The 21526-nt window shown below is 65.3% G+C and carries 16 protein-coding genes; 11 read left to right on the forward strand and 5 right to left on the reverse strand.

What is annotated here, in order from left to right; all coding sequences use genetic code 11:
• Window positions 1-215 precede the first annotated feature (215 nt).
• The 9 genes from GobsT_RS04380 (at window position 216) to GobsT_RS04420 (ending at window position 12345) form a co-directional block, all read left to right on the forward strand.
• The gene (locus GobsT_RS04380) at window positions 216-926 is read left to right on the forward strand and encodes a DUF3859 domain-containing protein (protein WP_010053001.1); all 711 of its coding nucleotides are present in this window, start codon (window positions 216-218) and stop codon (window positions 924-926) included.
• A 580-nt stretch (window positions 927-1506) separates the two neighbouring features.
• Window positions 1507-2283, forward strand: coding sequence for a TIGR03009 domain-containing protein (locus tag GobsT_RS04385; RefSeq protein WP_010039325.1), 777 nt, complete (start codon window positions 1507-1509; stop codon window positions 2281-2283).
• Window positions 2284-3102: 819 nt separating this feature from the next.
• Complete coding sequence (locus GobsT_RS04390; RefSeq protein ID WP_010039322.1) at window positions 3103-3477, forward strand: TIR domain-containing protein; 375 nt, start codon at window positions 3103-3105, stop codon at window positions 3475-3477.
• Between the two features lie 44 nt (window positions 3478-3521).
• Window positions 3522-4238, forward strand: a complete 717-nt coding sequence (locus GobsT_RS04395) for a hypothetical protein (protein ID WP_010039320.1) — start codon at window positions 3522-3524, stop codon at window positions 4236-4238.
• 2 nt (window positions 4239-4240) lie between these two features.
• Complete coding sequence (locus tag GobsT_RS04400; protein WP_010039318.1) at window positions 4241-7969, forward strand: hypothetical protein; 3729 nt, start codon at window positions 4241-4243, stop codon at window positions 7967-7969.
• A gap of 701 nt (window positions 7970-8670) precedes the next feature.
• On the forward strand, window positions 8671-9474 hold the full coding sequence (locus GobsT_RS04405; RefSeq protein WP_010039312.1) for a menaquinone biosynthetic enzyme MqnA/MqnD family protein: 804 nt from the start codon (window positions 8671-8673) through the stop codon (window positions 9472-9474).
• Window positions 9471-10592 carry a cyclic dehypoxanthinyl futalosine synthase gene (gene mqnC / locus GobsT_RS04410; RefSeq protein WP_010039309.1) on the forward strand — a complete coding sequence of 374 codons (1122 nt, stop codon included), beginning with the start codon at window positions 9471-9473 and terminating at the stop codon, window positions 10590-10592. The genes GobsT_RS04405 and mqnC overlap by 4 nt, the downstream gene beginning before the upstream one ends.
• A gap of 111 nt (window positions 10593-10703) precedes the next feature.
• On the forward strand, window positions 10704-11471 hold the full coding sequence (locus tag GobsT_RS04415; RefSeq protein WP_010039307.1) for a hypothetical protein: 768 nt from the start codon (window positions 10704-10706) through the stop codon (window positions 11469-11471).
• 145 nt (window positions 11472-11616) lie between these two features.
• The gene (locus GobsT_RS04420; RefSeq protein WP_010039305.1) at window positions 11617-12345 is read left to right on the forward strand and encodes an ABC transporter ATP-binding protein; all 729 of its coding nucleotides are present in this window, start codon (window positions 11617-11619) and stop codon (window positions 12343-12345) included.
• An 88-nt stretch (window positions 12346-12433) separates the two neighbouring features.
• On the opposite strand, the gene GobsT_RS04425 is transcribed toward GobsT_RS04420, so the two are convergent.
• Both GobsT_RS04425 and GobsT_RS04430 read right to left on the reverse strand, forming a co-directional pair.
• Entirely contained in the window at window positions 12434-13444 is a 1011-nt protein-coding gene (locus GobsT_RS04425) for an alpha/beta hydrolase (RefSeq protein WP_010039304.1), read from the reverse strand.
• A gap of 321 nt (window positions 13445-13765) precedes the next feature.
• Window positions 13766-14542, reverse strand: a complete 777-nt coding sequence (locus GobsT_RS04430; RefSeq protein WP_157506683.1) for an endonuclease/exonuclease/phosphatase family protein — start codon at window positions 14540-14542, stop codon at window positions 13766-13768.
• Between the two features lie 400 nt (window positions 14543-14942).
• On the opposite strand from GobsT_RS04430, the gene GobsT_RS04435 reads away from it, so the two are divergent.
• Together GobsT_RS04435 and GobsT_RS04440 are read left to right on the forward strand one after the other, a co-directional pair.
• Window positions 14943-16625, forward strand: coding sequence for a hypothetical protein (locus GobsT_RS04435; RefSeq protein WP_010039300.1), 1683 nt, complete (start codon window positions 14943-14945; stop codon window positions 16623-16625).
• Between the two features lie 185 nt (window positions 16626-16810).
• On the forward strand, window positions 16811-17587 hold the full coding sequence (locus GobsT_RS04440) for a hypothetical protein (RefSeq protein WP_010039298.1): 777 nt from the start codon (window positions 16811-16813) through the stop codon (window positions 17585-17587).
• Between the two features lie 202 nt (window positions 17588-17789).
• Here the strand turns inward: GobsT_RS04440 and GobsT_RS04445 are convergent, their stop codons facing one another.
• The 3 genes from GobsT_RS04445 to GobsT_RS04455 all read right to left on the reverse strand — a co-directional run bounded on the left by GobsT_RS04445 (window position 17790) and on the right by GobsT_RS04455 (window position 21338).
• Entirely contained in the window at window positions 17790-18689 is a 900-nt protein-coding gene (locus GobsT_RS04445; RefSeq protein WP_010039296.1) for an acyl-CoA desaturase, read from the reverse strand.
• 212 nt (window positions 18690-18901) lie between these two features.
• Window positions 18902-20734: a glutamine--fructose-6-phosphate transaminase (isomerizing) gene (gene glmS, locus GobsT_RS04450; RefSeq protein ID WP_010039294.1), complete on the reverse strand. Its 1833-nt coding sequence runs from the start codon at window positions 20732-20734 to the stop codon at window positions 18902-18904.
• Window positions 20735-20834: 100 nt separating this feature from the next.
• Complete coding sequence (locus GobsT_RS04455) at window positions 20835-21338, reverse strand: GNAT family N-acetyltransferase (protein WP_162542179.1); 504 nt, start codon at window positions 21336-21338, stop codon at window positions 20835-20837.
• Window positions 21339-21526 lie beyond the last annotated feature (188 nt).

The raw sequence follows: 21526 nt of genomic DNA on the forward strand, positions 1-21526 counted from the left end.
GGGCCGCATGGGGCCTCCGACAGTGGAGGCGTGGTAACCACCATTGACCGGTAAACCCACCCGGTCCGCTACTCCTAAATCGACCAAATTGAAACTACTGGATTCGGTCTCAATCGTTCGATACCGAACGCTCCAGCGGCACCAAACGCCCTTCGCAACACCGCTCGTGTGCTAAACATTGGGACGCGCGCCACGATAACTTGCGGAGCTTGCGAATGCTTGCCGCCATCGACTGGAATCAGGTGCTGGCAAAGGCCGTGACCGGAGGGATCATCGGAGGGGTCGCCGGCGGCTGCGTCGGCCTCGTGTGGTACCTGGTGCCAAAATCGAATGAAAACAAGCAGGAAAGGGCCGGGGCGAATGGCCGCGCGCGGCCGCCCGCCAAAGCACTACCGCCCCTGGTCCTTTTCTTCTTCATCGCGGCGGTTACCTTCGTCCCCTTTGTCGTCGAGAAACGGTTTCTCAACGCCCTGCGGGTCCGCGTCTCGGGTGACGCGACGGCCCCCACCGTCACGATTTCTGATTACGGGCGGTATCGTGTCGCGGGTCCGGATCGCGCCACGCCGGGTGGCGCCGCCAACGCCGGTGAGCGCGAGTACGTGCTGTTGGAGCAGACCGATCAGGTTCCCTGCCGGGTCGGGGAAACCTGGGGCGTCCGGATTCGCGGTTCCGTTGCGCCCCAGGACGACCGGTCGCACCTCGTTCGGGAAGAGATCCACCATCCCCCCATCAAGCACCCCGACGGCTCGGTCCGAACAACCGACGCCCGCGAGTTCAGAACCCCGCCGGGGGCAGCTTTCGGCAGCACGAACTGCTGGCAATTTCTAAAAGGGCACGAGCACGAACTGGTCCCCGGCGACTGGACCTGGGTTGTGTTCGTCGACGGTGTTGAAGTGGCACGCCGGACGTTCAGAGTTTGGAAATAGCTTAAGGCTTCGAGTCGAAAGTCGTCCGGTCAGCAAGTCGTAACGTCACGAACTATGATTATCACTGGATTTGTGACTGTACGACTTTCGACGGTCGGACTTTTGACCCGAAGTCCTTGACGTGGCAAGCGGACCGCCGTGGTTGCGCGGCTCGTTAAAGTGCCGCGCAACCACGGCGATCCGCTCGGACCCGGCAACCGGTTCAGGGGCGATTTCCTGAACCGGTCGTGCCGGGCTCGATACTTGGTCCGCGCGCTGTTAAACTCGCGAACGCGACCCGGCGGGACACGGATAGCTTCAACTGCGATGCAACGTCGCGGGGTGGTTCTTGGTGCCGATCCGGAGCGTAGTGTCTCCCGACGCCAGCGTTTGGGGTTTCTGCGCTCGCCTGGAGGATGTCCACACGATGTACCTGGTCACGTGAAAGACCGGCGTGTACGGAAAGTGCCCGCCCGCCGGGTCGCATTTGTTCGCCTCAACGCTGCCGCTCACATCGCTCCAACCTCAGCCGGCCTTTCCCTCCGTTCCGTCCGGTGCTATCTCGCGGCTCGCATGGTCGCCTCGGGTCCGGAGGAAACGCATGAAGGCCGGTTTTGCGGCGCTCGCCGTCCTGTTGACCCTCAGCTCCGTTGTTCCCGCCCAGCCGGCGCGGGCGAACGATCCCAAGCTCGATGCCCACCTCGAGGCGTGGGAAAAGAAGATGGCCGGCGTCGTGAACCTGCGGTCCGATGTCACGCTCACGCGCACCGATTCCGTGCTCAAACGCGCCACGACCTTCAAGGGGGCGGCCCTGTGCATGAAGCCGACCTTCGCGCGCGTGCGGCTGGAGAACGCGGCCGACCAAACGAAGCGGGATTACGAGGCGTGGATCTGCAACGGGAAGGCGGTGTACGTGTACAACGGGCTCGCGAAAACGGTCACCGAGTTCGAGCTGCCCAAGTCGGGGCGCGGGGCCGACAACCTGCTGCTCGACTTCCTCGCCGGTATGAAAGCCAAGGACGTGAAGGAGCGGTTCAAGGTCGCCCTGTCTGCCACGGACGAGCACTACGTCTACCTGGCCATCGAGCCGGTGCTCGGTACCGACCAGCGCGAGTTCAAGCACATCCTGCTCGCCCTTTACGGCCCGGGTCCGAAAACCGCCGCCGTCTCGTACCTGCCGGCCGAGATCCGCATCCTCAAGCCGAACGACGATCTGGAGTCGTGGAAGTTCTCGGGCCTGAAGGTGGACGTGCCGAACGTGGACGCCAAGCTCTTTCAGTACGAGGAAATCAAGGGCTGGGCGCGCCTCAGGCCGCCCCCGCAGCCGATCGCCGGCGGCCCCACGCCGGGCGCCCCGGTGCGGCCAAATAAGCCTTGAGAAACGATGGCGGAACGGCGGTCCGGTCGCGGCTTCGTTGCTGCCCACGCGGACCCCGCGTTTACGAAAACAGATTTTGACAGGATCGACAGGATGAACAGGATCAAGACCGATTGATTTTTAATCCTGTTTATCCTGTCGATCCTGTCAGAATATCCTGCTTTTGACGGGATCGATTGAATTCAGACCGATCGATTTGAAATCCAGTCTTTTCAAGTTGTTGGTTGTGCGCCACCCGCCTGCTGCGCAGGCGGTTCGACAAGCCACGTTACACCGGCCTGCTGACGCAGGCCGGTGTAACGTGTTCTGGTTCTGTGAGCGATCTCATCTCGGCTGCCGCTAACTTGAAATTAATGAAATCGGAATCGACCCAGGCACCGGACCGCGAATACACTTCGCTGCCCGAGCCGATTTAAGGAGCGACCATGATCGCATTTGTACTCTGGATCGCGATGGGTGGCGGGCGCAGGCTCAGTCGCGTCCAGTGTGGCGGGATTTGTTAGGGCGTGTGGACAGTCAATTCGGGCAATCGACGTAAGTCCTGAATTTGCAAGGACCAGTGACTGGAGAGCTGAAAGCCCGCCAATCGTCACAACCACTAGGGCAATAGCGACTTACGCCATGACTGTCCACACGGCCTAGTTTTTTAGCGAGATTTCCAACCATTTCCGGCCAGTTCGGAGATAGTCCTGAGGCGTGCAGGTAGGGCAAAGTCGCGTTCCCCGCACGTCGGAGAGCGCGAGCTACGAAGCTTGGCGCGATCGCTACCGCGTTCGTAAAATCGTTTCCACTGGCCATACCGACCACGTGGAGGCTGTCATGTCCAAGCCCGTCGTTTACATCGCCTCGCCCTACACCAAGGGCGATGTGGCGATGAACACGCACTTCCAGTGCAAAACCTTCGACACGCTGCTCACCGACGGCAAGGTCTGGCCGATCGCCCCGCTCTGGTCGCACTTCCAGCACACCGTTTTTCCACGCCCCTACGCTGACTGGATCGCTTACGATCAGGCCCTCCTACCGCTTTACGATGCCTGCCTCCGGCTCACCGCGCACTTGCCGCAGGTCGGGTACACGCAGACAGAATCGTCTGGGGCTGACGGAGAAGTCGAGACCTTCAAGCGTCTCGGCAAGCCCGTGTTTTACAGCGTCGAGGAACTTTACCGGTGGGTTGACTCGCGAAACGCGGGCTGAACCCGCGCCAGGCCATCCCTCCACCCCCGCCGAGGCTGATTGCGATGCCGCCCACCCCGCCGAAGGACATCGAGAAATCGATCGACAGCCTCCAACGAATTCACGCGCTGGTGTCGGCGCTGGCATTGGGTGAAGCGGTCCGGCGACTGGTGCTCAACCCTGGGGCTGCGGATGCCGCCTTCAACACCGAGGCGCTTCCCCAGTTCCTTGCACTCGTTTGCACGATCGTGCCATTCTACCACGGCATGCACCGGCACCTCGAAGATACTTATCTGTTCGCAACCGACGCGCGTCATCCGAAAGGCGTGCTCCTGATCGACTTCGTGGTTTTCTTGGCTGAGGCGTCAACCTTCTTCGCGCTGGCGGCCCTGTTCAAGTCGCCGAACTTCTTCTGGCTGCTCGCCGGGCTTCTCACCTTCGATGCGCTGTGGGGCGGGGTAACGGCACTCATCAACCCGGCAACGAAATTCCGGTGGTGCCTGCTAAACTTCGGTGCAGCAGTGGCCATGTTCGTGGTGCTCTCGCTCAACGTCTTCCGGCCTGGAATGGACGTGTGGTTGCTGACTCTCGTTGCGGGGGTGCGCACGATCCTCGATTACTCGACACACTGGCGGTTTTACTTCCCGTTCGGGGATGAGCAGCCGCCGAGCGCCCAAACGGTCGGCGAAGAAAACAAAGCGGCCGTTGGCCCCACGGCGAACGGCCGCAACCACAAGCCTGAAGAGTCGCCGACCACGTCAAGCGAGACCCAACGGGTGTAACTGTGCGAGCCGAAATCCGCGATCTTGAGCTGGCATTTAAGAGCAACGGACAGGAGTTCGAAGCCTTCGTACACGATTTGATTCGTGCCGTTGGAGCGGCCTGCGGGATTGCAGCGCACCAGATTAATTACGATCGCCGCAGCAACGTGGCAGACGGTGGGAGAGACATCATCGTTCGTGTCGGGGGCCAGGGTAGCAGTTACGGCTTTATTCCAGATCGGCCGTCGCACTGGTCGGTCAAGGCTGGGGAGGAGGGGATTAAACCCAGCCAGTTGAAAAAGGAGATTCTCAAGCAGGAAAAAGAAGACCATCCAAAGGTGAGGGATGCGCTACTGGCGGGTGAAACGTATGTTTGGTGTGCGGTTTACCCCGCGACCGTGGATCAGCGAGACAAGATGTGGGAGGCGGCGAAGGAAGTCGCCGAGGAGTTGAAATTCCCAGCCGATCTCATTGAATTCCGCTGGCAAGACGCACTCAGGACGGTGCTAAATGGATACCCGAACGTTATCCCCCAGCACCTGCCGAACGTGGACAATCGATGGGCAGGTGTTCGCCTACTCAGTGAATGGCGACGGGAACCATATCTCAACACTCCCTGGAGCGATTTTGGCTCTCGGGCCGCCCTTGTCACGCGAATAGCGAGCCATCTGCGAGGCAACGGGGCTCCTAACCTGCTTCACATCGCCGGCCTATCTGGCATCGGTAAGAGTCGCGCCGTCCTTGAGGCGTGCCAAAGCGATGTCGAGCTGCAAGGCGTTTTTTATCTTCAGCGATATCAAGACTTAACACAGAGGATCGAGCGATCGCTACAGGGGGCGAACAGGGTCTACGTCGTTATCGACGAGACACCGCTGCACGTCGTTGAGTCCCTCATCTCTCAGTTCTCCGAATGCGTCGATCAGGTCCGCATTGTCACGATCGGGCCGGCGAGTCGACAACGGGTCATATCCAGCAGAGAGATAGTCGTCGTTCCTGAGCCGCAGACAGAAGAAGAGGTGCTCGCCGTTATCCAGGCCCCCGGCAACGGGCTGTCGGAGACCGTGTTGCGAAGCATCGCCTCCCTCTGCGCGCATGATTTGCGGCTCGCGCTCATGCTTGTTCGGGCGAGCCTGCAAAATCTAGCGCTGCAAACCGTTCCGATCGTTGACTTCGATGGGGTGTGGACTCGCCTGATGAGTCTGTACCCAAACGAGATACCCGATGTCGCCGCGTATCGGCGGAACTACCAATCGCTCGCAGTTGCCATTGATGTAGGTGTCGAAGGCGAGTTTCGGGAAGAGTTACGGGCGCTGGCCCGCTACTTCGGGTGCCAAGAAAGTGACCTGCTCGTCTGCTCCAATGTCTCCGTTAGTTGCGGCCTCGGGCTACGCGCCGGAAGATTTTTTGAAACCACGCCGCACGCGCTTGCGATTGACGCATTCCGCTCGCTCTTCCGTAACCACCTACGCGATCGTCTTTCCGAGTTCCTGGCAGTATTGCCAGCCAGGCTTCAGATGAAATTTCTGGAGCGGTGCCAGGAATGCCCTGACGGTTTGCGTGAGGAGGTGGCTGCCCGTGTGGGCGGCGTCTTTCTTGGGTGGCTCAGCCACTCCAACGTGAGCATCCTGACTGGCCGTGAAGCCTCGCGCATCTTCCAGGCGTGGGCTGAGTTCGATCCGGTTCGGGGGCTCGACTGGCTCCGCCACGCAATTGAGATTGCCTCGCCCGAACAACTCGTCGCATTGGACGGCGAGCCGGACGGGTCAGGAGGCTGGCGGGGGCGACGCCAACTCGTTTGGCTGTGCCAGAATCTGGCCTGTTTTCGGGAGAATTTCTCGGCCTGTGAAGCCGTGCTCTTCCGCTTGGCCCAGCACGAGAACGAGGACATCGGCAACAACAGCACGGAAGTGTGGCAGTCGCTTTTTGGGATAGTGCTGTCCCACACAGAGCTGCCATTTCAAGATCGCTTCCCGCTCCTCTTAAGACGTCTGCGAGAGGCGAGCCCGGAGACCGTCAGGTTGCCATTGCGCGCTGCCTTCCGGTGCTTGGTGTCCGAAGTGATCGGGATGGCCGTTCCGCCCCGCGTGGTCGGCGGGAGGATTGTCCCCGAACAATGGCGCCCATCGACCAACGGAGAATGGAGAAGCTTGCGTCGGAGTGCTGGCGAACAGGTGATCGAGGCTATCGGTCAGCTTGCCACCACACAAAGAGGGGTCGCCCTCAACGAATTGACGGGGCAAATCAGATCTTTCCGTGATCTCTGGTTGATGGAACAACTCCGAGGGGTCTTCCGTGATGATTGGCTCACGCCAGACATCCGGCTATCTCTCGTCCTGGAACTCCAGCGCGGCATCGATACCTATCGCCGCGCCGAGCAAGAGGAAGGACAGCCAACTCACCCTCAAGTTCTCGCCCAAGAAGCGTGGCTGGCGGCACTGTCGCCGAAGGATTTGGCGACGCGGGTTCAGGACTCGACAGCTCGTGCCCAGCACGAACTCTGGGATGGGGATAACCCGGATTCGTTCTACGCCGGCATGGCGGAGGAGCTGATTGTTTCGCCCGACACGTTCCGCGGCCTCGCGCAGTGGTTCGACTCCCCACGAGCGAGTGCGGTGGAATACCTCGGATTTAGTGTCGGAAGGCGCGACCAGCGAGGCAACCTCGCGGACATCATCACTGACTGGCTGCGGGCAGACCAGTGCCGTAAGGTTGCAGTCACCTACCTAAATGGCATCGCGGCAGCAGAGGCCAAGTTGCCTGATCGATGGGCCGATGTACTCGACGCAGTGGAGGGGGCACAGCCCGAGCTGACGATCATTGCCACGCTTACGGCGGATGTCAGCGCGAAGGGCTATGAGCGTGTGATGCGCGCGATAGGCAAAATGGCCCCACCAGCCGCGCGGTTGTTGCGTGGGTTTGCTTACGATCGCTGGTCATATGTTCTATCCGATGAACAGCAAAAAGTCATTCTCTGGAGACTAGTCGAAATGTCGGACGGTGGAGCCGCCCCTCTCGTCGGCATGGATCTGATTCACCGCTGGTGCCACATTGCGAAGAAGCCCCTCGACGCCCAGCTTGTGCCCGCAGCCTTTGAGTTGGCGGCCAAGGCACCCCAGTACCCTAAGGATCAGACCGGATACAACTGGCGTGAGACCCTCCGCTTACTGCATAGGCACGATCCGGTGCGAGTGGCTGAGATCGCCCTGGACGTGATGACCTCGCCGGAAAGTCACCCGTGGAGATTCGGCGACGAGAACGTCTCACTCCTTGCCGAATGCGCCGCCATTGCCCCTGACCAGATCATGGAAACGGTCGGGCGGTATATTCTGAACCGCCAGCGACGGACCATCTTCGCCGTTTCGGTCTATCACGGCCTGTTCGAGGCCATTGGAGTGGATGCCGTCCGGCGTTGGGTGGACAATCATGGTCGGGAGAACCTGCGCTGGATTGCGAGGCATTTCAACTCGCCGGGCCGAAATGCACGCGGAGAGACGATCCTCCCTCCGCTAACCGAATGGCTGTTCACCGAACGCGAGGACGACCAAGAAGCGTTCGAGTGGTTTCTGATGGGTAGGCGAAGTGGTGCGCGGATGTGGTCGGGAAATCAGTCCGCTGCAAAGCAGGCGGAAATGCAGCCTTATCTTCATCACCATCTGCGCCGCGTCAGAGAATGGGCTCAAGACGAAATCAGGTTCTTCGTTAACGAAGACGCGCGGTTCCGGGAATTCGAAGACGAGTCTGAGCGGCTTTGAGCACCCACGAAGATGCTGCGGCGGCAAGCCGTCACGTCCCCGCCCGACAGAACGCGATTTTCGATCAACAACAGGTGCAGTGGGGTGGTGCGACACACACCCGTGTACCACCGGCCTCACCGAGGCCGGCTACAGAATACGGAGCGGATACCGAACGATCGGATTCGGTATGGGTCCGCTGTCATCTGCCGGGTGTGCTCCGGGCGCTGTTTCGGGTGTTGGGGCTCGCCGAATGGCGTGCCAACCGGCGGACCGGCCGGCCGCGGTCCCGGAAAATCGGAACGGGGCGCCGACTGGACATTCGCTGGCGGTTGATGGGTCAAGAACTACCCGTTCGCTGGCTCGCTGCTACCCGCGAATCACACGATCGGACCTGGCGTGAGAGGTTCAGAGGCGCTCCCGGTCGGTACCGATGGCGTTCGGGTGATAGGTCGTAATGCCTTGTAGTAATGTCGCTTGTGGCGAATTGCTTCCGTCGATTGGTTCGCTTGGCTGGGGAGGAAACGGTGCCAATGGCTGCGCGAGTTGTGGGTTGCGGCGTGGGGAAAACTTCTGGAAGCGATTTGAGGGGGATTAGGGTGGGGAAATGCCCGATGTGCCGACCGGACGGTCGGCGGCGGCGGTGCGGTGGCGGTTGCGTTTCCTGTGCCGTTCGCGGTTCTTAAAATGACGACAGACGCCGTCGGAAAGGCCGCAACTGCATGACTACCCCACTGCGCGTCGGCGCGGTCAACTACCTGAACACCAAGCCCCTGATCGAGCGGCTCACCGACTTCGCGCCCAACATCGACCTCACGCTCGACCTCCCCAGCCGGCTCGCCGACCGGCTCGCGGCCGGGGAACTGGACGTCGGACTCATTCCGGTGGTCGAGTTCTTCCGCGGCGGCAACTACAGCTTCGTCCCCAACGTCGCGATCGGCTCGCGCGGTCCGGTGCTGAGCGTCACGCTGTTCAGTAAGGTGCCGTGGGAGCAGATCCGCTCCGTGTCGCTGGACGAGGGGTCGCGGACAAGCGCCGCGCTCACGCGGATCATACTCCAGAAGCGGTACGGGGTGCGGCCGACCTTCGAGCAACTGCCGATCGATGCTGGTGCCGACGACCTTGCCACCGACGCCGTGCTGCTGATCGGCGACCGGGCGATGCGGGCGTGCCTGCCGGGCTACCGGTTCGCCTACGACCTCGGCGAGGAGTGGACCGCGTGGACCGGCCTGCCGATGGTGTTCGCGGTGTGGGCCGTCCGCGGCGGGGTGGAACTGGGCGCGGCCGAGACCGCGTTCCACCGGGCGAAGGAGTACGGGCTGGCGAACGCCGGGCTGATCGCCCAGCGCGAGGCGCCGGCGCTGGACCTCGACCCGGGGTACTGCCGCCGGTACATGACGAACATCATCCGCTACGACCTCGGCCCGACCGAACTCGCGGGCCTGCGGAAGTACCGGGAACTGGCCGAAGAACTGGGACTGGTGGCGCCCGCCCCGCGCCACCCGCACGCCGGGAGAGCGCAGTGAGCACCATCGACACCATTCTCGCGAAGGCCGCGGACGGCGTTCGGATCACCCCCGACGAGTGCCTGGAACTGTTCGCGTGCCGCGACCTGCACAAGCTCGGGCGCGCCGCGCACGCGGTGACGATGCGGCTGCACCCCGAGCCGTACCGCACCTACAACATCGACCGGAACATCAACTACACCAACGTGTGCGCCGCGGTGTGCGACTTCTGCGCGTTCTACCGCAAGTCGGCCGACGCCGACGCCTACGTCCTGTCGCGCGAGGAGCTGTACAAGAAGATCGAGGAGACGATCGCGCTCGGCGGCGATCAGGTGCTCATGCAGGGCGGGATGCACCCGTCGCTGAAGCTCGAGTGGTACGAGGAGCTGCTCCGGGACCTGCGGGCGCGGTTCCCGGGCGTGAACCTGCACGCGTTCAGCCCGCCCGAGATCTGGCACTTCAGCAAGCTGAACAAGCTGCCGCTCGAAACGGTGCTCCGGCGCCTCAAGGACGCCGGGCTGGGCTCGCTCCCCGGCGGCGGCGGCGAGATCCTGGTGGACCGCGTGCGGAAGGAGCTGACGAAGGGGAAGGCGCTCACGAACGAGTGGCTGGAGGTGTGCCGGGTGTGGCACAAGCTCGGCGGGATCGGGAGCTGCACCATGATGTTCGGCCACATCGAGACCGACGCCGAGCGCGTGGAGCACCTCACCCGCCTGCGCGACCTTCAGGACGAGACGGGCGGGTTCAGCGCGTTCATCTGCTGGACCATGCAGCCGGGCCACAAGATGGCCGATTACCCCGAGCGGGGGGCGTTCGAGTACCTGCGCACGCAGGCGATCGCGCGGCTGTTCCTGGACAACATCAAGAACATCCAGTCCTCGTGGGTGACGCAGGGCGGGAAGATCGGCCAGGTCGCGCTGTTCTTCGGGGCCAACGACATGGGGTCGCTGATGATCGAGGAGAACGTGGTCGCGTCCGCCGGGACCGTCCACTACCTCACGCTGGAGGAGATCAAGCGCAGCATCCGCGAGGCCGGGTGGGAGCCGCGGCAGCGGAACGTGTTCTACCAGCTCATTGACGAGAAGCCGGCGGCGCCGCGCCCCGTGGCTCGTGAGCTGGCGCTGCCGGTGCTGAACTGACGGGAGCGCGGCCGCCGGGCGGAACCGGACACATTCCCGTTTCCGATCCCGCTCGCGCTCGGCACAATGAACCCGAGCCCGTTTACCACCCGTTGTGCCACCGAGACGTGAATGTCCGACGAATTCACCATGCGCCTGCGGCTCCAGACCGTGGCCGCGTACCGCGACCTGCGCCGGGGCGTGCAGCGGAGCGGGCGCGAGAACGTCGTGTTCGCGGTCATCATGTTCGGCATCGCGTACTTCTACCACTCGGCGGGCGTGCCCCTGCTGGTGATCGCGCTGTACTGCCTGCTGGCCGCCGGGGAGGTGCTGGTCGGGCTGTTCAAGTGGCTGTTCCCGTCGGCCGAGGGCGTCCTGCTCGACGGGCTCGTGCTGCTGAGCTTCGCCGGCTGGAACCTGGGCTGGCAGGGGCTCGGGGTGGCCGCGGGCGGGCGGCCGCCCAACGTGTTCGTCGTGCTGCTGGGCCTGTACATGCTGAGCGGGGCGGTCAGCCGGTTCCGGAGCTACGCGCACCTGCGGCGCCTGTTCGCCGAGCGCCCGGCGCCCGAGCACCTCGCGTGGTTCGACGAGCTGGTGGTGGACATCCTGACCGCCGACCCGCACACCGATCGGCTCGCGCTGGACCTGCCGACCTCGCCGCACTGGCGGGCGAAGCTGATCGGCGGCACCGCGTTCTTCGTCGCGGGCAGCGGGGGGCAGGTGTGGATCGCGGGGGCGGACGACTTCAGCCTGAGGCGCGAGAAGGAGGGCCGCGGCGACGGCCGCCGCAAGGCCCTGCTCCGCATCTACGGCGAGGCGTACCCCGAGTTCGACCTCGACGACGCGAGCTGGGCCAACTACGCGAACTGGATGGCCGAGCAGACCGACTCACGCCCGTAGCCGGGGTGAGGAGGCCGGAGCAAACGCCGGGTGCGGGACGCGCACGTGTGTCGTCGTTCCGGCCTCGCGTTTTTTGACACGGGCGTTTCACGCTTCTTTACTCATTCCGCACTCTCAACATTTCCCTCCTGCCCTCCGGACGCGCATGATCGAAGTACGCGATCTGTCGAAGTGGTTCACCGGCCCCGGGGGGCTGCGCGTCACCGCCGTGGACGCCTTGCGGTTCACCGTCCGCCCCGGCGAGGTGTTCGGCCTGCTGGGGCCGAACGGGGCCGGCAAAACGACCACCCTGCGCATGCTCTGCACGGTGCTCACGCCCACCGACGGGACCGCGACCGTCGCGGGGTACGATGTCGTCCGGGAGCCCGGCGCGGTGCGCCGCCACGTCGGGTTCCTTTCGGCGAACACCGGCGTTTATGACCGGATGACCGCGTGGGAACTGGTCGAGTACTACGGCCGGCTGCACCAGGTCCCGCCGGACGAACTGCGTCCGCGCATGGAGGAGCTGTTCGACACGCTCCAGATGAAGGCGTTCCGGGACGTGCGCGGCGGGAAGCTCAGCACGGGGATGAAGCAGAAGCTCTCGATCGCCCGGGCGATGGTGAACGACCCGCCCGTGCTGATCTTCGACGAGCCCACCGCCGGCCTTGACGTGCTGGTGCAGCGGGCCGTGCTGAACAACATCAAGGCGCTGCGCGACCGGGGCAAGACGATCATCTTCTCCACGCACATCATGCGCGAGGTGGAGCGGCTGTGCGACCGGGTCGCGGTGATGTCGAAGGGGAAGCTGGTGGCGTGCGGGACGCTCGACGAGCTGCGCGAGATGTACAAACAGGACGACCTGGAGGAGCTGTTCTTCGAGCTGGTGCGCTGACAGCCATGCCCGCCGGCGCCCTTCGACCACAGGGCGCCGGGGCGTTGAACCAGCGAGCGGTCGGGCCGGCGCCAACACATCGCCGCTTTTACCTCTTGCTCGCGGCCGGCTGACGGAACCCGCGCTCCTCGGCGTCGTTCGGGTCCGTGGACACCGGGCCGTCGCGCCACAGCCACCGCATCATCTCCGGCAGGATCGCCCCGCCGAACTTCTGCCCGTGGCCGTTCATGCCCCAGGAGTAGTTCACGTCGTACCCCTTCTTCGTCAGCGCCTTCATCAGCCGCACGTTCTGGTGGAACCAGTCCATCTTCTCGTCGTACTTGCCGGCCCGGACCCCGCGGTTGTCGTTGCGCCCGTCGCACAGGTACACCCGGAGCGGCTTCTTCTCGGCCTCCAGCACCTTGTCCGCGTAGACGTGCCCGCCCCGCAGGTTAACGAAACTGCCGACGTTGCTCAGCACCTTGCGGAACTGGTTCGGGCGCTCCCACGCGACGGTGAACGCGGCGATCGCGCCGGAACTGGACCCGCCGATCCCGCGCATCTCGGGGTCTTTCGAGATGTTGTAATCTTTGGCCAGGACCGGCAGGAGTTCCTCGGTGACGACGCGGGCGTACTTGTCGTCGAGCGAGTTGTACTCGGTCGGCCGGTTGGTGTTCCGGTCGCCCCAGTCCCGCGGGGTCGGCTCGGGCTGGTCGGGCTTGCGGCCGGGGTTGATGAACACCCCGATCATGACCGGGATCTCGCGCCGGTAGATCAGGTTGTCCATCACGTTCTGAGCCCGCACGTCTCCCTTCTCGTCCTTGAACGCTTGCCCGTCCTGGAACACCATGAGCGCGGCGGGCACCTTCGGGTCGTACTGCGCGGGCACGTACACCCAGTACGTGTGCTGCGTGCCCGGGTACACCTCGCACGGGAGCGTGAACGGCCCCTTGATCTCGCCCTTGGGAACACCGTCTTGTGGGAGCGAGTCCGGCCCCAGCCGGTATTGGGAGTCCGGGTTCGGCCGCGGCGGCGGCGGTTGCCCGGTCGCGTGTGTCAAACTCATCACCGCGGCCCCGGCGAGTCCGAGCCCGATGGCACAGGCGAGCGCTGTTCTCATTCGACGACTCCGTGCGACAAAGGAATCACGATTGTAGACGCCCGGACGCTGTGTGGAGAGACCTATTTGCGACACAGGGCAGGGGGGGGCGCCGGGGTTTGCGATCGCCCGCGAGTATCGGCCTCCCACACGGTCCGGTCCCTTGTGCGGAGCCGAGTAGACCGCCTGCCGTCCGCAAGAACGCTTTCGGGGCGCCGCTATCGAACCCGTAGCAGGGTCCTGACCGGCCGAGGTCACGCCCACCAGCGTTGTCAGGTGGGGCACCGGCGGCCCGTCGATTTGAAGCGACCGGATTTGGTGTGGGCCGCGGTCGTCGGGACCTCACCGACCGGTCCATTCCACGAGCGCGAAGACGGGGCGGTGGTCCGATGCGACCTTTTCCTCAATCACGTTCGCCTCGGCCACCCGGAACCGGTCCGCGGGCCGGAACAGGATGTAATCGATCTGCTGCCTCGGGGTGTCGGACGGGATGGTGAGCAGGCCCTTACGGCCTGGCTCGGTTGCGAACGCCCAGTTCTTCGCCAGGGCTTTGATGGGCGCGCTGGCCGGCGCCGCGTTCAGATCCCCTGCCAAAACGAAGGCGCCCGCCGCGGTGCCAAAGAGTTCGTCGATCTTCGCAATCTGCTTCTCCCGCGTCGGGCCGTCGTCGTGCTGGAGGTGCGTGTTCAGGAACGTAAGTGCGGGAAACGGGCCACCCGGTTCAACCGTGACCTGCAGAACGATTCGGGCCTCTTGCCGCTCTTTGCCCGGCAGCGAGTGGACCTTCGCACCTTTGAGCGGGAACCGCGACAGCACGGCGAGCCCGTAGCCCCCGCCCTGGAGGTCGATAGCCTTGCCGAACTCGGCGTTCAGCCCCGTCAGCTTGGCGAGTTCCGCGGCCTGATCCACCTTCCCGGTTCGCGTCGTGTTCCGGTCCACCTCCTGCAGAGCGACGACGTCCGGCTTCGCTGCCTTGATGACCTCGGCGATGCGGGCCAGATCGAGTTTGCCGTCGGTCCCCTCACCGTGATGAATGTTGTACGTCAGCACCCGGAGCACGTTCCGCTCGGGCTTGTCGTCGGCCGGTACCAGGCCGGCCAACCCCAGTAACACAGTCACGGCAATCGCTCGCATCGCGCTATCCCCACCACGTCTCGGAACGCCTGCCCGTTACTTTACGGTTGTGGAGAACGAGCGCGGCGTTGGGCGCGTTACGGTCGGAGTGGTTTAATGCCGCCGATCGCGCGCACGTTCGCGTCCCTTTCACGCCGCAGGTGGACAACGGTCCGGAATTACGTTCCGCCCACGTCCGCCTCACCTGTTACGACCGATGGTATCCGTTTCCGATCGCAGGCTGGTTCCGGCCCGACACCGCTGTCGGAGGCTGCGGATACGGAGCAATCCGAAGGTGGCACCGGAAACTTCATCTCCTGAGCCCGCCGGTTCGGGCTTGCCCGCCGGGACCGGGCGCGGTATTTCCCGCAGCCTACCCAAACTGGGGCGCGGCACGGAGACCGACATGCGGGGCCGGTGGGCGGATGCGCTGTGGTTGCTCGCGGTCGGTGTGGCGTCGTCGGTGTGGTGCGTGACCGCCGCGGCCCAGCTCGGCGCCACGTTCGACGAACCGCTGTACGTGAAGGCGGGGCTCACGAGCTGGCGCACGGGCAGCAACAAGCTGCTGATGCGCGCCGGCACGATGCCGCTGCCGATCGACGTGCAGACGCTCCCGGCGTACCTCTGGGAGCAGCACCGGGGGCGCGAGTTCGACCCGGTGCTCGAGCTGCACACCGTTCTGCCCGTTTGTCGGGCGACCAACCTCGTCTTCTGGTGGCTCGCGCTCGCGTATTCGATGCGGCTGGGACGGGCGTTCGGCGGGGCGTGGGGCGGTCGTATCGCCGTCACCCTAGTCGGCTGCGATCCCAACTTCCTGGGGCACGCAGCGCTTGCCACCACCGACACGGCCCTTCTGGCGCTCATGCTGGTGCTGGTTTACCACGCTCACTATTCCTGCACGCCGGACGCGCGCTGGGCGCGCCGGGTGCTCGCTCCCGGGTTGCTGTACGGCCTCGCGATCACGGCGAAGGCGTCGGCGATGGTGTTCGGGGCGCAGGCGCTGTTCGTGCTGGGCCTCTGGAACCTTGCGCGGGCGGGCGCCCTTACCCCACCGGGGGGCGGCTCCGTCTGGCGCCGCGCCACACACTGCTGGCACGCGACGTACCAGTTCCGTAAAGACCTCGTGGCTACGGCGTTCGTCGGCTTCGTGTTCGTGTTCGCGTACTGTGGGTCGGACTGGGGCACCGAGCCGACGTTCATCAAGTGGGCCGACGGGCTACCCGAGGGCCGGCTGAAAGACGTGATGGGGCCGGTCAGTCAGAACCTGAAGATCTTCACGAACGCGGGTGAGGCGCTGCTGCACCAGATCAAGCACAACATCCGCGGGCACGGGACCTACCTACTCGGCACGTGGCACCAGCGCGCCACCCCGGCTTATTTCCCGGTCGCGCTGAGTATGAAGGTGCCGGTTCCGGCGCTCGTGCTGCTCCTGGCGGCGCTCGTGACGCACCCGCGGCGGTTGCTGCTCCCGACCGCGGGCGTCGCTCTGGTGCTGCTCGCGTTCACGCCCAACTGCCGGGTGCAGATCGGCATCCGGTTCGTGTTCGTGCTGATGGCGCTGACGTACATCACTGTGGCCGCGGCGATTGCCCGCGGGTGGGCCGAACTGCGGGCGGGCACGCGCGCCGTGCCGCGGCCACTGGTCGTGGCGTCACTGGCGGCGCTTGTCGGTACGGCCGCGTGGGTGTGGCCGCACGGGTTGAGCTACTTCAACCAGCTCTGGGGTGGGACGCCGGCGGGGGACGTGTTGCTGCACGACTCGAACTACGACTGGGGGCAGGGGCTGCCCGAACTGCGCCGATGGAACGCGGAGCACAACGGCGGCGAACCGCTCGGGCTGTGGTACTTCGGCACCGATCCGGACACGATATACCCGCCCGTCGTGTGGCTGCACCTGAGCCACATCCCGCTGACCGGGAACGACGACACACCGACGCACTGCCCGACAAAGTACCTCGCGGTGTCGGTCGCCATCCTGAGCAACAACCCCGCTCCGACCCCCGCGCACAAGGCGCGGCTCGAATGGATCAAGACGCAAACGCCGGTCGCGCGAACGACTCATTTCTTCATCTACCGCGTGCGTGAGTAATCGGTTTTCTCGTTCAGCGTCTGACACATCGCCGCTGCCATCTGCCGAGTGGGGCCGCTTTGGCACGAATCGTTCCGTACTTCTGCGGGGGGGGCTCCGGCGGGCGCCCGCTCCGCAGGCGACGGCTGCGGATTGTAAAGTCGCACCCGGTTCGGCGTGCGTTGGTCCTTCGGGGGGTGGTTACGATGTGGCGGTTCGTTCGCTCGGTGTTGGCCACCGCCGGACTCCTCGTCTCGCTCGCCGGGTTGTTGGTATTCGCAAGTGCGGCTGCCGGGGTGTGGTGGGCGAGGGCCGAAGCGGACCGGCACGCGGCTTCGCTGGCGGGGCGGGCGAACGTTGCGGCGGATGCGGCCGACCACGGGATCGGTTTCGTTCGCGAGGTGCTGGCGCAGGCGGAACAGGACCTTGCCCGCGCGCGCGCGAGCACGGCCGCAATGCCGGCGGAGCCGGTGAACCCGCTCGTGCGGTTCGGCGCGCGGCACGCCTCGCAGGAATTGGCCGGGTCGGTGGACCGCGCCACCGCCGCCGTCGCCACCGCTTCGGATGCGGTCGTAGTGGCGAACACGGCGCTGGAACTGTTCGACAAAGACTCCACGCTCCAGAACTGGTTCCGGGTGCGACCGGAGCAGCTCGAACAGACCCGCGTTGATCTGAACGCCGCGACCCGCGACCTGAAGAAGGCGCGAACGGTGCTCGGCATCCCGGTGGCACCCGGTGGGGCGCCGACCGCGGACCAGTTGAACACGATCGAAGCGGGCCTGACGCAGGCCCGTGAGCTGACGGACCGTATGGGCGCCGCGGTCACCGCGACCCGGGTAAAAGTCGCGGACACGAGGAGGCAGGTCGAAACGTGGGTGCGGCGGATCGCGATCGGTGTGACCGCGCTGGGCGTGCTGGGCGCGGCGGGCCAGTTCTTCGCGGCACGCTTCTGCTGGCACGTGCTCCGCGGAAAGCCGGCGTGAGACCGGCCGGTGGCGCACTGCCAAGGGGAACGGACCGGTCCGCCGAATCGCCGAGTGAGGGCCGCTGCCTCGGACTTGAACTTACCACGGTTACCACCCGCCCGTGCCGGCGGGCGGACTTCGGCGTCGTCCGCCCGCTACCGGCCTCATCACGCTTCGAGCACTTGAAACTACTGGCAAGGGAGCGGCACCCCGCACCGGTTCACACGCCGGTGCGGGCGGGTTCGGCGGCTTCTTCCGGTTCCGGAGCGGTTCCGCCGGCTAGCAGCGCCGCGGGCGGCTCCTTGATGCCCCACACCAGACCGAACCGCGCGCACAGGCGGATGAACTGGTAGGCCATGTCGAACTCGTACCAGGCGAACCCGTGCCGCGCCGAGTACGGGGCGCGGTGGTGGTTGTTGTGCCACCCGTCACCCATCGCCAGGTAGCCGAGCACCATGTTGTTCCGGCTCCCCTCGCCGGTGTCGAACCGCTGCGCCCCCCACACGTGCCCGATCGAGTTCACCGCGAACGTCACCTGGAACACCAGCACCGCGCTGAGACAGTACCCGTACACCAGTCCGTTCAGGCCGAGCGCCGCGTAGCACGCGGCGGCCAGCAGCAGCCCGGGCACCATCCACAGGCGCTCCAGCCACACGAGTTCGGGGTACTTCGTGAGGTCGTGTGCGATCCGGTGATCGGGGTCGTTCAGGTCCTGGGTGAACAGCCACCCGACGTGCCCGTGGAACAGCCCGCCGACGACCGGCGAGTGCGGGTCCTGCGGCGTGTCCGAGTGCCGGTGGTGCAGACGGTGGTGAATGACCCACCACAGCGGCCCCTTTTGAAGCGCAGTGCTCCCGGCGCACGCGAGCAGGAACTGGAACCACCGCGAGGTCTTGAACGAGCGGTGCGAAAAGTACCGGTGGAACCCGACCGTGATCCCCAGCCCCATGATCCGTGTGACGGCCACCACCGCGACCACCGACCAGACGGTGAACTCGACGAACGGGATCGCCAGCAGCGCGAGGTGGACCGCGATGAGCGGGCACAGCGCGAGGGCGACGCGGGACACACGGTACCAGCGCGGGCGCACGTTCGCGCCAGGGAGCGGAGCGGTCTGCATCGCGAGCAACCGGGTTCGTAAGGTTTCCCCGGCCGTCCGGGATGTGCTGATAAGGGTTCGCCTGCCTGGGCCGCAGATCCACCGAGCAGGAAATCTACGCGGCGGCGCGTCGCAAAGCGACAGCGTTTCGCCGCGAGAAGCGATTTAGTAATTTGCGGTATTTGACCCCGCGCCGGTGCGCTGCGCGGACCGGCGCGGCTGGGGCGACGGTGTCACTCGACGGTGACACTCTTGGCGAGGTTCCGCGGCTTGTCCACGTCGCACCCGCACAGGAGCGCGATCTCGTAAGCGAGCAACTGAAGCGGGATCGCGGTGACGATGGGTTGCAGGTACTCGGGCACGTCGGGGATCGGGATCACGTCGTCGGCCAGCGCCGCGACCTCGCGGTCGCCCGCGCCCGCGACCGCGATCACCGGGCCGCCGCGGGCCTTGATCTCCTGCATGTTCGACATCACCTTGTCGAACACGTTCCCGCGGGGTACCAGGAACACGCTCGGCGTGCTCTCGTCCACCAGCGCGATCGGGCCGTGCTTCATCTCCGCGGCCGGGTACCCTTCTGCGTGGATGTAGCTGATCTCCTTCAGCTTCAGCGCGCCCTCCAGGGCGACCGGGTACAGGTACTGGCGCCCCAGGTACAGCACGTTCTTCGCGTGCGCGTACTTCTCCGCCACCCGCTTCACGTGGTCGTGGCAGGCGAGCGTTTTGCGCACGGTTTCGGGCAGCGCGTGAAGGTCGTCGATAATGCGCTGGCCCTGCGTGCTGGAGAGGTGCCGGGTGCGGCCCAGGTACAGCGCGAGCATCGTGAGGACGCACACCTGCGAGGTGAACGCCTTCGTGCTCGCGACGCCGATCTCGGGGCCGGCGTGCAGGTACACCCCGCCGTCGGCCTCGCGGGCGATCGAGCTGCCGACCGCGTTGCAGATCGCCAGCGTGGTGTGGCCCATCCGCTTGCTCTCGCGCAGGGCGGCCAGCGTGTCCGCCGTCTCGCCGCTCTGGGTGAGCGCGAGCACGACCGAGCTGCGGTCGAGGGGCGGGTTGCGGTAGCGGAACTCGCTCGCGTACTCGACCTCCACCGGCACCCGGGCCAGCTCCTCGAGCAGGTACTCGCCCACCATCGCCGCGTGGTAGCTGGTGCCGCACGCGGTCATGATGACGCGGTCCACCTGGCGGAGCTGCTGGGCGCTGAGGTTCAGCCCGCCGAAGTGAGCGGTGGCGTTGTCCGCCTCGAGCCGGCCCCGCATCGCGTTCGCGAGCGTCTCGGGCTGCTCGTAGATCTCCTTCAGCATGTAGTGCGGGTACTCGCCGCGGTCCGCGTCCCCGGTGCCGAGGAACGCGCCGATGTCGCTGACCGATACCGACACGGGGGCCAGGTCCTGGTCGCGGATCTCCCAGTCGGTTTCGTTCAGGGTGCAGAGCTGCCGGTCCGTCAGGTACACCACCTTGTCGGCGAACCCGGCGAGGGCGTTCGCGTCGCTGGCGAGGTACGTGCCGTCGTCGCCCACCCCGATGACGAGCGGGCTGCCCAACCGGGCGCCGACGATCACCCCCGGTTCGGCCTTCGCCATCACCGCGATGCCGTAGGTGCCCTTCACCAGCGCCAGCGCCTGGCGGACCGCGGCGGTCAGGTCGCCGTGGTAGTAGTGGCTGATGAGGTGGGCCAGCACCTCGGTGTCCGTGTCCGAGCGGAACGCGACACCCTTCTCCTGGAGTTGGTGCTTGAGTGCGGCGTAGTTCTCGATGACGCCGTTGTGGACGACCGCGATGTCGTTGCGGGCGTTCAAGTGCGGGTGCGAGTTGCGGTCGGTGGCGCCGCCGTGGGTGGCCCAGCGGGTGTGGCTGATCCCGTGGCACCCCGGGGCCGGGTGCGTGCCCAGGTGTTTGGCGAGTTCGGCAAGCCGTCCGGCCTTCTTGCGGACGTGCAACTCGTTGCCGGTGCCGGTGACCAGCCCGGCGCTGTCGTACCCGCGGTACTCCAGCCGCCGCAGCCCTTCGAGCAGGATCGGGGACGCTTCGCGCGTCCCGGTGAAGCCGACGATGCCACACATGGTTGAGGACTCCGTTCCGCTTTGGGCGGATCAAAAGTGTAACGGATGGGTCAGGCTCGTGGAAAGGCGACCTTCGTGCCGCCGCTCCGGGCCGGCGGTGTCACCCTTTCGGGGTGAGCGTGCGGTACGACCCGGTGGAACCGGCCGGTGCGGCGGGCGCGAGCGTCTCGGCCGCTGTGACGGGAACGAATCCGCAGGCCTCGTACAGCGGTCGCAGACTCGCCTTGCTCGTCAGCATGACGTAGGGCACGCCGCGCAGGAACGCCTGGTTCGCGGTCTCGAGTACCAGCGCCGACGCGACGCCTTGCCCGCGCGCCGTGGGCGCTACTACCACGTAGTCGATTTGCCAGTTGACCGGTGCGTTCACCAGCAGGAACCCGTCGGCGCGGCCGTCCGCGTCGCGGTGCAGCGCTACGAACCGCGCGCCGGCCCACACCGCCAGGAACTTGCTCCGCGTTCGGAACTGCGTACTCACCAGCTCCCAAAGCGTCTGACACGCGGGTTCGTCGGCGAGAAGCTCTTGTGCGGTGATGAAATCGATGACGTGTGTCGCGGGCCGCAGGGCCGACGGCTTACAGAAATAGTGCAATTCGGGTTCGGGCACAACACCCCTCGGTATCGCGTAGCACGTGTGATGTGGAGAAGTCCGTATTTGATAGCAGTAGTGTGTGAAGAAAATGTGAAGACGCGGAAAAGTCCTGGCGCCCGGGCCTTTCGTGATTCGGGTGCGGCCTCAGTTAATGGGCCGGCGCGACGCTTTTGACGAGCCGCACCGCAATGGCGCGGGACACG

Origin of the sequence: Gemmata obscuriglobus (assembly GCF_008065095.1) — a bacterium.
In the GTDB taxonomy this organism is placed as follows: Bacteria; Planctomycetota; Planctomycetia; order Gemmatales; family Gemmataceae; genus Gemmata; species Gemmata obscuriglobus.

Bases quoted from the DNA above. Each gene is read 5' to 3' on its own strand.
- GobsT_RS04415 (WP_010039307.1), top strand. From the start codon at position 10,704: ATGTCCGACGAATTCACCATGCGCCTGCGGCTCCAGACCGTGGCCGCG.
- GobsT_RS04385 (WP_010039325.1), top strand. From the start codon at position 1,507: ATGAAGGCCGGTTTTGCGGCGCTCGCCGTCCTGTTGACCCTCAGCTCC.
- GobsT_RS04425 (WP_010039304.1), bottom strand. From the start codon at position 13,444: ATGAGAACAGCGCTCGCCTGTGCCATCGGGCTCGGACTCGCCGGGGCC.
- GobsT_RS04420 (WP_010039305.1), top strand. From the start codon at position 11,617: ATGATCGAAGTACGCGATCTGTCGAAGTGGTTCACCGGCCCCGGGGGG.
- glmS (WP_010039294.1), bottom strand. From the start codon at position 20,734: ATGTGTGGCATCGTCGGCTTCACCGGGACGCGCGAAGCGTCCCCGATC.
- GobsT_RS04390 (WP_010039322.1), top strand. From the start codon at position 3,103: ATGTCCAAGCCCGTCGTTTACATCGCCTCGCCCTACACCAAGGGCGAT.
- GobsT_RS04440 (WP_010039298.1), top strand. From the start codon at position 16,811: ATGTGGCGGTTCGTTCGCTCGGTGTTGGCCACCGCCGGACTCCTCGTC.
- GobsT_RS04435 (WP_010039300.1), top strand. From the start codon at position 14,943: ATGCGGGGCCGGTGGGCGGATGCGCTGTGGTTGCTCGCGGTCGGTGTG.
- GobsT_RS04405 (WP_010039312.1), top strand. From the start codon at position 8,671: ATGACTACCCCACTGCGCGTCGGCGCGGTCAACTACCTGAACACCAAG.
- GobsT_RS04445 (WP_010039296.1), bottom strand. From the start codon at position 18,689: ATGCAGACCGCTCCGCTCCCTGGCGCGAACGTGCGCCCGCGCTGGTAC.
- GobsT_RS04380 (WP_010053001.1), top strand. From the start codon at position 216: ATGCTTGCCGCCATCGACTGGAATCAGGTGCTGGCAAAGGCCGTGACC.
- GobsT_RS04395 (WP_010039320.1), top strand. From the start codon at position 3,522: ATGCCGCCCACCCCGCCGAAGGACATCGAGAAATCGATCGACAGCCTC.